The sequence below is a fragment of the Streptomyces sp. V1I1 genome, assembly GCF_030817355.1.
In the GTDB taxonomy this organism is placed as follows: domain Bacteria; phylum Actinomycetota; class Actinomycetes; order Streptomycetales; family Streptomycetaceae; genus Streptomyces.
In genome coordinates, this window is sequence record NZ_JAUSZH010000001.1 from 2,445,002 (window position 1) to 2,458,330 (window position 13,329).

Genomic DNA, 13,329 nt, shown 5'->3' on the forward strand with positions numbered 1-13,329 from the left:
CATCCGAGGGGACGCACGACGGTGTGCGCCTCTCCGTCACCCACAGACGGTAGTGCCGGCCATGCCCCCGCAACCACGGCGCACGGCCGTCCGGCGGATTCCCGCCGGGGCATTCAGCGTGGCGCGCGCACCGTCGGACCGTAGGGAGAGCCCTGGTTGACGCTCTGCGGGTCGAACGCCCCGGTGGCCGCGTACCGGGCGGCAATCTCGTCCAGTTCCGCCTGCGGGATCACCTCGTGGATGTCGGTGAAGCCGCCGGGGGCCCGCTCGTGGGCGAGGTTGATGACGACCTCGGGGCCCAGCTGCCGATTGGCCCGCTGAAGCTCTGTCATGGCGGGCCTGCGCCAGGCCTCGTACGCGGCGAGTGCGTCGGCCGGGTCGGCGTGCAGGGCCATGGCGTGCGCGAGGGCGCGGGCGTCGACGATGGACTGGGTCGCGCCGTTGGAGCCGATCGGGTACATGGCGTGGGCGGCGTCGCCGATCAGCGTCGTACGGCCGAGGGACCAGCGCGGCAGCGGCTCACGGTCCACCATCGGGTACTCGAAGGCACTCTCGGCGGCCTGGAGCACTTCGGGGACGCTGACGCCGTCGAAAACCCAGCCCTCGTAGTGGTGCAGGAATTTGGCGACCGGCACCGGCCGGTTCCAGTCTCCGCGCGTAGCGTCGTCGACGGATTCGGCGGGCATTGCGAGCGCCCAGTTGACCAGCACCTCGCCGGTGTCCGTGGCGGGCTCGCTCAGCGGGTAGACGACGGCCTTTTGGCGGTCGTCGCCCGCGATGAACATGAAGGTGCCGATCCGGTGGGCGGGCAGCGAGGACACTCCGCGCCACACGAGCATGCCGTTCCACGGCGGCTCGCCCTCGCCCGGGTTGAGGGCCGCGCGGACCGTCGAGCGGATGCCGTCGGCGCCGATGAGGACGTCCGGTTCGAGGGACGCCTTGCCGCGGCGGGCGCCGTCGCGGTGCTCCAGCTGGACGCGGGGGCGGCCGTCGGGGAGCGGTTCGACGCCGGTGACCTTGACGCCGCCCACCAGCGCGCTGGGGCCGAGCCGGGTGCGTACCACTTCGGCCAGCGCGAGCTGGAGTTCGCCGCGCTGGATGGAGAGCTGCGGCCAGTGGTATCCGGCGCCGAGGCCGCGCGGCTCGCAGGAGATCAGGCCGCCGCTGCGGTGGTAGTAGCGCAGCTCGCGGGTGCGTACGGCGCGTTCTTCGAGGCGGTCGAGGAGCCCGAGCGCGTCGAGTTCGCGTACCGCGTTGGGCATGATGTTCAGCCCGGCGCCGACCGGCTGGATCTCGCAGGCCGTCTCGACGACGGTGATGCGCTCGAATCCGGCGGTGTGCAGTGCGAGTGCGGCGGTGAGCCCGGCTATTCCACCGCCGGCGATCATGATGTGGGTCATGGGTGTCGGACCTCCTGGGACAGTCAGGCAGCGGGGGTGCGCGGCCGCTCGACGGAGCGGCGTACGAGGGTCTCGTTGTCCCGGGTCAGGTCGAGCACCGAGCGCAGCAGCGCGATCGGGGCGCCGCCGCTGCCCACGTCGTACAGCCGTACCTCGTCGCTGTACGCCTTGCGGGCGATGGTCATGTGGCGGGCGCGGAAGGTCTTGAGGATGCGCAGCACGCGGGCGAGGGAGAGTGCGGACGCGGCGAGCTGCGGGGGCAGCCGGTCGGTCGCCTCCCAGCTGACGGCGGCGGACAGCTTGTAGACCGCGGAGGTGCCGCCCTTGTGCTTGGCGTAGTGGTCGCGCCAGGACGGGAGGCTGTACTGCACCGAATCGTCGAGGAAGGCGTCGTAGGCGGGATTGCTGCGGTCGCACTGCCACAGCGTCAGATCGACCAGCCAGAGGGGCACCTGGGCGGCGGCCGGGCCGAGGTAGTCGACGCCCGCGATGTCGATCTCCTCGAAGTAAGAGCGCATCTCCCGCGCGAAGAAGACCGGGGAGACATTGGCGACGGTGAAGTCGATGGAGTCGACCATGGACTGCACATGCTGGGCGGTGCGGTCGAGAGCGAGGGCGAAGCCCGGGTCGTACGGTTCGAGGCGGGCGAGCTCCGCGCAGGTGTCGAGCGAGGCGACCAGGCTGGGGAAGACCATCCGGACGGCGTCCTGGAGATTGCTCTCCATCCGGTCGCCGGTGTACATCCGCCGCCGGCCGCCGAGGGGGTTCCACGTCGTGTAGTGGTGCACGGTGTCGCGCGGCACCATGTCGGTGCGCCGGCCCAGCTCTTCGAGCACCGGCAGGACTTCGGGCACTGCGGCGACGGGCTCGACGCCGTGCCGTTTGAGCGAGCCGAGGAGGATCCCGATGTCTCGCATGGCGGCGAGCGCGTCGGTGATGGCGAGGGCGGCGACCCGGTCCGGGTCGGGCACCAGGGTGCGCAGGGCGACAGTGAGCGCGGGCGCATCGGCGTCGGCGTTCATACCGGGCAGCGCGGCGAGCAGGGCATCGGCGCCGAGCGGGTCGGCCGCGCGTATCTCGGCTATCCGGTAGCGCGGTTCGCCGTGCAGATCGAGACCGGGCGCGACAAGGTCGTACAAGGTCAACGGAATGCCCCCCTCGGGCAACATCGGTTGATTGGCTGGGATGCGGGCCTGGTCGCGTCACACGGTCACCGGACGCTTTCGCCGCATGCGTATGCGTACATCGCACGCTCTCGCCGCACACGGTCACTCCACGGTGCCGCCCACAGGGTCCTGGCGCCGTGGCGCCATGGCGGGCACGGGCAGCCGTAGCCGTACGGAAAGCAGGGCGGCCAGGGCCGCGAAGGCGGCCCCGGCCAGCAGCGCGGAGCGGAAACCGGAGGTCTGGGCGGCGGCCGACGATCCGCCTGAGGCGGTGGCGACAGCCACCAGGACGGCGAGTCCCAGCACCGAGCCGAACTGCTGGCTGGTGTTGATGAGTCCGGAGGCGAGCCCGGTCTCCTTGGGCGCGGCCTCGGCGGTGGCGGCCACATTGGTGGTGACCATGACGAGCGGCAGGGCGACGCCGAGGACAAGGCTGGGCGCGAGGACGGTGCCGGCGAAGGTGCCGTCGGCGGTGAGCGCGAGCGCCAGCCACACCATGCCGGCGAAGAGCAGCGCGAAGCCGAGCGTCATGGTGGATCTGAGCCCGAACCGGAAGATGAGGCGGCCGGTCTGCGGCGCGACGGCGACGACGACGAGTGACAGCGGCAGCAGTCCGAGGCCGCCGGTCAGCGGGGACTGTCCGAGCACGCTCTGCAGATAGAGGCTGACCAGGAAGAACATCGGGAAGAGCGCCATCTGGGCGAGCGCGCTGAGGATGTTGGCGTCGCGCAGCGCGGGCCGCCGCAGCACGGCGGGCGGCACGAGCGGGTGGGCGATCCTCGATTCCAGTACGGCGAAAGCGGCCAGCAGCACGAGGCCGGCGCCGCCCGCTACGAGGGTGCGGGCACTGGTCCAGCCCGACTCGCCCGCGCCTACGAGTGCGTAGGCGACGAGCCCGAGGCCGCCGGTGGCCGTGAGCGCGCCACCGAGGTCGAAGCCGGGCTGTGTGCTGCGCGTCCCCCCGTCGAGAAGGCGCAGTGCGAGCAGCCCGAGCGCCAGCCCGACGAGCACATTGAGCCAGAACGTGGAACGCCAGCCGAGCAGATCGGTGAGTACGCCGCCGAGGACGGTGCCCAGCACGCCGCCGAGTCCGCCCATCGCGGCGAACGCGCCGAGGGCCTTGTGCCGCCCTGGCCCGTCCGGGAAGAGGCCCAGGAGCAGCGCGAAGGCGGCCGCCGCGGCGAGGGCTGCCCCCACGCCCTGCGCGGCCCGCGCGGCGATCAGCGTGCCCGCCGTCCCGGCGAGGCCGCCGGCCGCGGAGGCGGCGGCGAGCAGGCCGAGTCCGGTGAGGTAGAGCCGCCGGTGGCCGAGGAGATCGGCCGTGCGGCCGCCGAGCAGCAACAGCCCGCCGAAGGTGATCAGATAGGCGTTGGCGACCCAGGAGAGCCCGGCCGAGCCGGAGCCGAGGTCCTCGCCGACCGACGGCAGCGCGACGTTGATGATCGCGGTGTCCATGATCAGCAGCAGCTGGGTGGAGGCGAGCAGCGCGAGCGCGGCGCCCGGGCGGGCCGAGGTCACTTGTCGGTCCCCAGGTCCTGTCCGGTCCCCAGGCCGTAGCCGTCGAGACACTCCTGGGCCAGCTGCTCGCAGCTCTCGGCGCCGCCCGCCCACGTCTGCATCGTCAGATAGACGTGCGGGGCGCCGTGGTAGAAGCGCTCGTACTGCTCATGGCGTCCGGCGAACTCCGAACCGAGCGCGTCCCAGACCAGTTTGAGCAGCTTGATCCGGTCCTCGGCCGGGGTTCCGGGCGCGCGCAGATACTTCCTCACGACGGGCCCGAGCTCGGGGTGGCGCAGATCCCCGCCGGACGCGGGCAGCTGGATGACCCCGCCGCCCGCCAGCAGCTTGATCTCCTGGACCGCGCGCGGGTAGAGCTCGCCGGCCATGATGCGCTGGGCGAAGGAGATCTCCTGGCCGGGCATGACGCCGCCGCGGCCGCCGTCGACCTGTTCGCAGTCGGCCTCGGCGGCCAGCACGAAGGCCTTGGCCTGGGCGACCATGCCGAGCAGCCGACCGACCGCCTGGGTGACGGACGGCAGTTGGTACGTCTTGTTGGTGCGGGTCAGCAGGATGGCGAGACCGGTGAGGAATTCGAGCTTGGTCCAGAAACGGGTGGCCGCCTGGTGCCCGAAGTTGAGGTAGGCAGGGGTCTGCCACCACATCGCGGCCGTCGCCTCGACGTTGCGGTAGGTCAGCACCCGCTCCCACGGTACGAAGACGTCGTCGCACACCAGCAGCGCGTCGTTCTCGTCGAAGCGGGAGGAGAGCGGGTTGTCGAAGACGCTGCGGGCCTGTGCCTCGTACGACGTACGCGAGACGAACTTCAGGCCGGGAGTGTCGACGGGCACCGAGAAGCACAGCGCGTGCTCCACGTCCTCCAGGGCCAGCGGCTCGATCGTGCCGACGATCACCTCGTCGGCGAAGACCGCGCCGGTGCCGATCATCTTGGCGCCGCGCACCACGATGCCGCCGTCCTTCTCCGCGACGACCCGCACCACGAGGTCGTCGTCCCCCTCGCCGGACTGCGGGTTGCTGATGGTGAAGGCCGAGTACAGGCCACCCTCGGCGAGCCTGCGGTGGTACGCGAGAGCATTCTCGGCGCCGTCGAAGGAGTCGGTGGTGAACAGCTGGGGCACGGCGGCGAAGCCCGCGGCGCCGCCCGCCATGTAGTCGGGCGTACGGCCCAGGAAGCCGAAGCTCGACTCGGCCCACACTTTGTACGCCCTGCGCCGCGCGACCAGGTCTTCGTAACTGCGGGGCACGACGAAGGCGCGGTGTACCCCGCCGGAGGTGAGCACATCGCGGTGCTCGGAGTCGTGTGCCAGGTCGTAGAGGTGCGCGATCGACGCCGCGGTGTTGCGGAAGGCGTGGTGCCGGGTGACGTCCTTGACCCGTTCGCCGTCGAGCCACACCTCGCGCCCGTCACACAGCGATTCGAGGTATTCCTGGCCGGACCTGGTCAACGTCTCTCCTCAAACGGCGCAAGCGGAATGGCTCTCGACTCGGTCGAGCCTGGCTCCCGCCAAGGACGCAGGGCAATGAACGACCGTCCAGCGGTGATTAAGAACCGGCCAGTCGTGCAGCTGAGGGGCTTCCCGATCGGTACTCGCCCGGCGTCATCCCGTACCACTTGCGGAAGGCGAGGTGGAAGCCGACGGCGCTCTGGTAGCCGACGCGCTCCGGCACGGCCGACTGGGGCAGCGAGGTCTCGCCGAGCAGCCGGGCGGCCTCCTGCATCCGACGCCCGGTCAGATGCCGGGCGGGCGCCTCGCCGACGAGCTCCCGGAAGGCGGCGGTGAACGCGGAGCGGGACATGCCGACCTCTCGGGCGAGTGACTCGATGGTCCAGGGCTCCGCGAACCGGGTCGCGATGATCACCATCGCCTTGCTGATGCCGGGATGGCGCAGCACGGGCAGCGCGGAGGGGTTGTCGGCGAGTTCGCGCAGCAGCGGGCGCAGTGCGAGCACCAGCGCCATCTCGAAGGCGCGCAGTGTGACCAGCCGGTCGCCGGGGCCCACCGGGCGGTCGGTGGCGGCGAGCAGCCGCAGCGTGTCGCGCAGCAGCGGCTCCTTGTCCACCTGGGAGCCGTCGAGCACCAGCGCCCAGGGCAGCGCCTGGTAGAGGCCGGTGGCGGCGGACGCGTCGTAGTGCAGCCCGGCGCAGAGCAGCCGGCTCTCCGGCCCCTCCCCCTCGATCCTGATCTCGCCGGAAGTGCCGGGCTCCCGCTCGGGGAGTACGGCGCCGAGCGCGACGCCCCGCCGGTCGGGCCGGTCGGAGAGCCGGTGGGCCGTGCCGGTCGGGAAGACGGCGAGGTCGCCTGCGTGAAGTTCGAGCGGGTTCTGGTCCTCGCCGGTGATCCAGCAGCCGCCCTCGGTGATGAAGTGGAGGACGGCGCAGCTCTGTTCAGCGTCGCCCTCGATGGCCCAGGGAGCGCTGACGTGCCATCGGCTGTCGAAGACCCCGGTCAGACGCAGGGGTTTCAGCAGCTCGCTGAGGAGGTCGTCGCTTTCGCTGTCCGTCGCTTCCATTGGACGATCCTTCAACCTCCGCCCCGGTTTGTTAATTGATCGGCCGAACTCACCGACGCGAGCCTGGAAGAGCCGTTCACGGCAGGCAGCCACACCCTATCGAAGGGGCCCTTAAGACACATGTCCGATCACATTCCCATGCGCGTAGCGGTCGTGGGGGCGACCGGCTTCCAGGGCGGTGCGACGGCCCGCCTGCTGGCCGAACGGAAACACCGGGTCCGCACGCTGAGCCGCAAGCCCGCGGCGGACCGCCCGGAGCTCCCCGGTGTCTCTGTCGCCGGCGGCGACCTCGGGCGGTACGAGGACGTACGCCAGCTCTTCGAAGGGGCCACACACGCGGCGGTGATGCTGCCGCTGGTGTACCAGGCGGAGAAGGTGATGCGGTACGCCCAGTACATCGCGAAGGCGGCGCGCGAGTCCGGGGTACGCCGGCTGGTCTACAACGCGAACACCCGCATCCCGGACCGGACCACGAATGTCGCGGCCTTCGAGACCCGGCGGCTCGCCGAGACGGTGTTCCGCGAGAGCCTCGCGCAGAGCGGCGTGGAGGTGGTGGTCGTACGCCCGCCGGTCTATCTGGACAACCTCTTCAGCCCGTGGAACGGACCGGCCCTGGTGAACGAGGGCGTGCTCGCCTACCCGCTGCCGGCTGACACGCCGACCGCGTGGATCTCCCACCGGGACCTGGCCGAGGCGGTCTACGCGGCGCTCACGGTGGACGGCGTGGCGGGCCGCACCTTCGACATCGGCGGCGCACAGACGCTGACGGGCCATGAACTGGCGACGGCGTTCGGCCAGGGCCTCGGGCGCGAGATCCGCTACGTACCGCTGGAGCCACTCGTCTTCGAGCAGGGTCTCACGCAGATCCTGGGCGCGGAGCCGGCGGCCGGGATTGCGGGGATCTACCACTACATGGCGACGGGCCTGGAGCCGCGTCTGATGGCGGGCGACACGGGTGCGTCGGCGGGAGCGCTGTCGGTGAAGCCGGCGCCGGTGGACGAGTGGGTGGCGCGCCAGCCGTGGCAGATGTGGTCGGGGGAGCAGTCATGAGGGCGACGAGGAGGCCCGAGCCGAGCTGGGGCACGGAGCCCAGCTGGGGCACGGTGTTCTGAGGCGGTACGGGAGGTACGGGTGCGGGCCTCGGCGCGAAATGCGTCGGGGCTCGCGTGCTGTCCGGGTCAGCAGAAACCCGATCGTGCATCGCGAAGTCCTTGTGCACCCACCTACGCCCTAGTAGTTAACAATCCACCGGATTGCCCACCCGAACCCCATGGGAAGGCTCATCCGGTACGCAGGCCACCGCACCCCTCTCAACATTCTTTCCGCCCACCCGAGTGAACGCGGACAGGAGCGGCCATGCCCGCAGCACGCCAGTCGTCGACCGAGCAGCTACAAAGAAGCACCCGTATCCCTAAAACGGCACATCCCGCCCAATCCACCCTGCTCGCACAGCCCTCAGGTGATCTCATGATCGGTCGCATCCCCGTCCTGGACGTCCGCCCCCAAGTCGACTGCGGAAGAAGGCCCGCAAAAGCCGTGACCGGTGAGACCTTCCAGGTCACCGCCACCGTGTTCCGCGAGGGCCATGACGCGGTGGCCGCCAACGTCGTCCTGCGCGACCCGAGCGGACGCCCCGGACCCTGGAGCCCCATGCGCGAACTCGCGCCCGGCACCGACCGGTGGGGCGCCGATGTCACGCCCGACTCCGAAGGGCGCTGGACGTACGCCGTCGAGGCCTGGAGCGACCCGGTCGCCACCTGGCGGCACGACGCACAGATCAAGATCCCCGCAGGCATCGACACCGCGCTGGTGCTCGCCGAGGGCGCCGCGCTGTACGAGCGCGCCGCCGCCGGGGTGCCCAAGCGCGACGGCCGGGAGGCCGTGCTCGCCGCCGTCGACGCGCTGCGTGACGAGGCGCGGCCCGCCGCCGCCCGGCTCGCCGCGGCCCTCGCCCCCGACGCCCGCGCCGCGCTCACCCGCAACCCGTTGCGCGAACTGGTCACCGCCTCCCGCCCGTTGACGCTCATCGTCGAGCGCCGGCGCGCACTCTTCGGCTCCTGGTACGAGCTGTTCCCGCGCTCCGAGGGCGCCGTCGTCACCGAGGGCGAGCCGCCCGTGTCCGGCACCTTCCGCACCGCCGCCGAGCGGCTGCCCGCGGTCGCCGCGATGGGATTCGACGTCGTCTATCTGCCGCCCGTCCACCCCATCGGCACCACCCACCGCAAGGGCGCCAACAACACCCTCTCCCCCGGCGCCCACGATGTCGGCGTCCCCTGGGCCATCGGCTCCGCAGACGGCGGCCACGACGCGCTCCACCCCGACCTCGGCACGTTCGACGACTTCGACCACTTCGTCGAGACCGCGCGCGGCCTGCGCATGGAGGTCGCCCTGGACTTCGCGCTCCAGTGCTCGCCCGACCACCCCTGGGTGGAGAAGCACCCCGAGTGGTTCCACCACCGCGCCGACGGCTCCATCGCCTACGCCGAGAACCCGCCCAAGAAGTACCAGGACATCTACCCGGTCGCCTTCGACCAGGACTTGCGCGGGCTGGTCAACGAGACCGTGCGCATCCTGCGCTTCTGGATGGACCACGGCGTACGGATCTTCCGCGTCGACAACCCGCACACCAAGCCCGTCGTCTTCTGGGAGAAGGTGATCACGGACATCAACCGCTCGGACCCGGACGTGGTCTTCCTGGCCGAGGCGTTCACCCGCCCGGCGATGATGCACACCCTCGCCGCCATCGGCTTCCAGCAGTCGTACACGTACTTCACCTGGCGCAACACCAAGCAGGAGCTGACCGAGTACCTCACCGAGCTCTCCGGCGACGCCGCCTCGTACATGCGCCCCAACTTCTTTGTGAACACCCCGGACATCCTGCACGCCTACCTCCAGCACGGCGGCCGCCCGGCGTTCGAGGTGCGGGCGGTGCTCGCCGCGACGCTGTCGCCTTCCTGGGGTGTGTACGCCGGCTACGAACTGTGCGAAAACGCCCCCCTGCGAGCCGGAAGCGAGGAGTATCTGGACTCCGAAAAATACCAACTACGGCCGCGCGACTGGGAGTCGGCGGAGCGGGAGGGTCGCACCATCACACCCCTGATCACCGCCCTCAACCGGATCCGGCGCCGTCACCCCGCGCTGCAGCAGCTGCGCGACATCCACTTCCACCACACCGACAACGACGCGGTGATCGCCTACTCGAAATCCGCCGAGGGCCCTTCGGGACCGAACACCGGCGACACCGTCATTGTGATCGCCAACCTCGACCCCCACCACACCCAGGAGGCCACGGTCTCGTTGGACATGCCGCACCTCGGCCTCGACTGGCACGAGAGCGCACCGGTGCGCGACGAGCTCACCGGCGAGACCTATCACTGGGGCAGGGCCAACTATGTGCGCCTCGAGCCGGGCATCACGCCCGCGCACATCGTCGTTCTGCGACCGTCCCCGCCGATCGGAGGGTCACCCACATCATGATCGTCAATGAACCCGTCCACGACCTGTTCGAGGACACCCCCGCCAAGGACCGCGACCCCGACTGGTTCAAGCGGGCCGTGTTCTACGAAGTCCTGGTCCGATCCTTCCAGGACAGCAACGGCGACGGCATCGGCGACCTCAAGGGCATCACGGCCAAGCTGGACTATCTGCAGTGGCTGGGCGTCGACTGCCTTTGGCTGCCACCTTTCTTCAAGTCCCCTCTGCGGGACGGCGGTTACGACGTCTCCGACTACACCGCCGTCCTTCCCGACTTCGGCGACCTGGCCGACTTCGTGGAGTTCGTGGACGCCGCGCACCAGCGCGGCATGCGCGTCATCATCGACTTCGTCATGAACCACACCAGCGATCAGCACCCGTGGTTCCAGGAGTCCCGCAGCAACCCTGAGGGACCCTACGGCGACTACTACGTCTGGGCGGACGACGACAAGCAGTACCAGGACGCCCGGATCATCTTCGTCGACACCGAGACGTCCAACTGGACCTTCGACCCGGTGCGCAAGCAGTACTACTGGCACCGCTTCTTCTCCCACCAGCCGGATCTCAACTACGAGAACCCCGCGGTGCAGGAGGAGATCGTCTCGGCGCTGCGCTTCTGGCTGGACCTGGGCATCGACGGCTTCCGTCTTGACGCCGTGCCGTACCTGTACCAGGAGGAGGGCACCAACTGCGAGAACCTCCCCGCCACCCACTCCTTCCTCAGGCGGGTGCGCAAGGAGATCGACGCGCACTACCCGGACACCGTGCTCCTCGCCGAGGCCAACCAGTGGCCGGAGGACGTCGTCGACTACTTCGGCGACTTCACGGCCGGCGGCGACGAATGCCACATGGCATTCCACTTCCCGGTGATGCCGCGGATCTTCATGGCCGTACGGCGCGAGTCCCGCTATCCGGTCTCCGAAATTCTCTCCAAGACCCCGGCGATCCCGCAGAACTGCCAGTGGGGCATCTTCCTGCGCAACCACGACGAGCTCACCCTCGAGATGGTCACGGACGAAGAGCGCGACTACATGTACGCGGAGTACGCCAAGGACCCGCGGATGCGCGCCAACATCGGCATCCGCCGCAGGCTCGCCCCGCTGCTGGACAACGACCGCAATCAGATCGAGCTGTTCACGGCTCTGCTGCTGTCGCTGCCCGGATCGCCGATTCTGTATTACGGCGACGAGATCGGGATGGGCGACAACATCTGGCTGGGCGACCGGGACGCCGTGCGGACCCCTATGCAGTGGACGCCCGACCGGAACGCCGGATTCTCCTCCTGCGACCCCGGCCGGCTCTATCTGCCCACCATCATGGATCCGGTCTACGGCTACCAGGTCACCAATGTCGAGGCGTCGATGGCCTCGCCGTCCTCGCTGCTGCACTGGACCCGGCGGATGATCGAGATCCGTAAGCAGAACCGCGCCTTCGGGCTCGGCTCGTACACCGAACTACCGTCGTCGAACCCGGCCGTGCTCGCCTTCACCCGCGAGTACAAGGACGATCTCGTGCTCTGCGTGCACAACTTCTCCCGGTTCGCGCAGCCCACCGAGCTCGATCTGCGGGCGTTCAACGGACGGCATCCGGTCGAGCTGATCGGCGGGGTGCGGTTCCCGGCCATCGGCCAGTGGCCCTATCTGCTCACTCTCGCGGGCCACGGCTTCTACTGGTTCCGGATCAGGAAGGACACCGCGGCCGGCTGACCCACAAGTAACGAGAGGTACCTCCCGCGGGGCGGTTTCCGCCGCCCCGCACCGGGCACTCTCCCCTTCATCCCCGCGCGCCGCCGGACAGCCACAGCTGTAATCCGGGACACTCTGCGCATACAGCGCCATTGGAGTGCATCTCGGGGAAAGGACGCGATGCCATGTCGGAGGCTGCATCCACCCGGACTCCCGTCGCTCTTCTCCCGTCGCTCGCCCCTCTGCTGCACGCCTGGCTGCCCCACCAGCGATGGTTCGCCGGCAAGGGGCACCCGGTCACCGGCTTCTCGCTCGTCTCGGCGACCGAGCTGCTGCCGCTGGACGGCGGGTCGGGTCCCGGGCTGCTGCATATGCTCGTACGGGTGAAGCAGCCGGGGCTTCCGGCCCCCTCCTCGCAGGACTGCTACCAACTCCTCCTCGGCGTACGCGAGACACTGCCGCCGCATCTCGCACCCGCGCTGATCGGCCATCTGGCCGAGGGCCCGCTGGCCGGGCGGACGATCTACGAGGGCCTGCACGATCCGCGGCTCGCGGAGCTGATCCTGGAGCGGCTGCGTACGCCGGGCGCTCTCGGGCCGCTCCGCTTCGACCGGTTCGACCGCGCCCCCGCCATCCCCGCCTCTCTCGCCGCGCGCCCGCTGAACGCCGAGCAGTCCAACTCCTCGCTGGTGTACGGCGATGCGTACATCCTCAAGTTCTTCCGCCGCGTTCACCCCGGCCCCAACCCCGATCTGGAGCTGCCACTGGCGCTGGCCCGCGCAGGGTGCGACCGGGTGCCGGTTCCGGTCGCCTGGTACGAGGCCACCTCGCCCGAGCCGTACACCCTCGGCGTGCTGCAGCCGTTCCTGCGCGGCTCGCAGGACGGCTGGCTGCTCGCGCTGGACTCGCTGGCCGCCGGGCACTCCTTCACGGACGAGGCCCGCGCGCTCGGCCGCGTCACCGCCGAAGTGCACACCGCACTGGCGGGCGAGCTGCCCACCGTGATGCTGCGCCGGCCGCAGACCGAGCACCTGGCGGACGCGATGGCCCAGCGTCTTGAAGCGGCCGCGCAGGCGGTGCCCGCGCTGCTGCCGTACGTGCCACAGCTGCGGGCCGCCTTCGACGCACTGGCCGCGCTGGGCAGTCGCGGCCGCGCCTGGCGGGCCCAGCGTGTCCACGGCGATCTCCATCTGGGGCAGACCCTGCGCGGCGGCGGCCCGCACGGCGACGGCCACTGGTCGGTCATCGACTTCGAGGGCGAGCCCGCCCGGCCGCTCGGTGAACGCCGCAGGCCGCAGCCCCCGGTGCGCGATGTCGCCGGCATGCTCCGCTCGTTCGACTACGCGGCCCGCACGCACCGCCCGTGGAACCCCGACTGGGCGGAGCTGTGCCGTACGGCGTACTGCGAGGGCTACGCCGAGGCCGGCGGCGACGATCCGCGCGCCGAGGCCGAACTGCTGCGCGCGTACGAGACGGACAAGGCCGTGTACGAGGTCGTCTACGAGGCCCGGCACCGCCCCGACTGGCTTCCGGTGCCGATGGCGGCGATCGACCGCCTGGCCGCAACAACCTGAT

General features: G+C 70.4%; 9 protein-coding genes. 4 read left to right on the top strand and 5 right to left on the bottom strand.

Annotated elements, in window-relative coordinates; genetic code table 11:
* Positions 1–113: 113 nt before the first annotated feature.
* The 5 genes from QFZ67_RS11570 to QFZ67_RS11590 all read right to left on the bottom strand — a co-directional run bounded on the left by QFZ67_RS11570 (position 114) and on the right by QFZ67_RS11590 (position 6,595).
* Positions 114–1,400 carry a flavin-dependent oxidoreductase gene (locus tag QFZ67_RS11570; protein ID WP_307661002.1) on the bottom strand — a complete coding sequence of 429 codons (1,287 nt, stop codon included), beginning with the start codon at positions 1,398–1,400 and terminating at the stop codon, positions 114–116.
* 23 nt (positions 1,401–1,423) lie between these two features.
* Positions 1,424–2,545, bottom strand: coding sequence for a monodechloroaminopyrrolnitrin synthase PrnB family protein (locus tag QFZ67_RS11575; RefSeq protein ID WP_307661003.1), 1,122 nt, complete (start codon positions 2,543–2,545; stop codon positions 1,424–1,426).
* Between the two features lie 123 nt (positions 2,546–2,668).
* The gene (locus QFZ67_RS11580; protein WP_307661004.1) at positions 2,669–4,084 is read right to left on the bottom strand and encodes an MFS transporter; all 1,416 of its coding nucleotides are present in this window, start codon (positions 4,082–4,084) and stop codon (positions 2,669–2,671) included.
* The gene (locus QFZ67_RS11585; protein ID WP_307661005.1) at positions 4,081–5,529 is read right to left on the bottom strand and encodes a 4-hydroxyphenylacetate 3-hydroxylase family protein; all 1,449 of its coding nucleotides are present in this window, start codon (positions 5,527–5,529) and stop codon (positions 4,081–4,083) included. Before QFZ67_RS11585 ends, QFZ67_RS11580 begins: the two co-directional genes overlap by 4 nt.
* 97 nt (positions 5,530–5,626) lie before the next feature.
* A complete protein-coding gene (locus QFZ67_RS11590) occupies positions 5,627–6,595 on the bottom strand; it encodes an AraC family transcriptional regulator (RefSeq protein WP_307661006.1) in 969 nt (322 codons plus the stop codon).
* Positions 6,596–6,715: 120 nt separating this feature from the next.
* Here QFZ67_RS11590 and QFZ67_RS11595 point away from each other — a divergent pair, with 120 nt between their 5' ends.
* From QFZ67_RS11595 to QFZ67_RS11610, 4 genes are all read left to right on the top strand, one after another.
* Positions 6,716–7,645 (top strand): SDR family oxidoreductase, encoded by a 930-nt coding sequence (locus QFZ67_RS11595; protein ID WP_307661007.1) that lies wholly within the window; start codon positions 6,716–6,718, stop codon positions 7,643–7,645.
* 417 nt (positions 7,646–8,062) lie between these two features.
* Positions 8,063–10,072 (top strand): alpha-1,4-glucan--maltose-1-phosphate maltosyltransferase, encoded by a 2,010-nt coding sequence (locus QFZ67_RS11600; RefSeq protein WP_307661008.1) that lies wholly within the window; start codon positions 8,063–8,065, stop codon positions 10,070–10,072.
* Positions 10,069–11,775, top strand: a complete 1,707-nt coding sequence (gene treS, locus QFZ67_RS11605; RefSeq protein ID WP_307661009.1) for a maltose alpha-D-glucosyltransferase — start codon at positions 10,069–10,071, stop codon at positions 11,773–11,775. Before QFZ67_RS11600 ends, treS begins: the two co-directional genes overlap by 4 nt.
* Positions 11,776–11,939: 164 nt before the next feature.
* Complete coding sequence (locus QFZ67_RS11610; RefSeq protein ID WP_307661010.1) at positions 11,940–13,328, top strand: maltokinase; 1,389 nt, start codon at positions 11,940–11,942, stop codon at positions 13,326–13,328.
* Position 13,329: the final 1 nt, after the last annotated feature.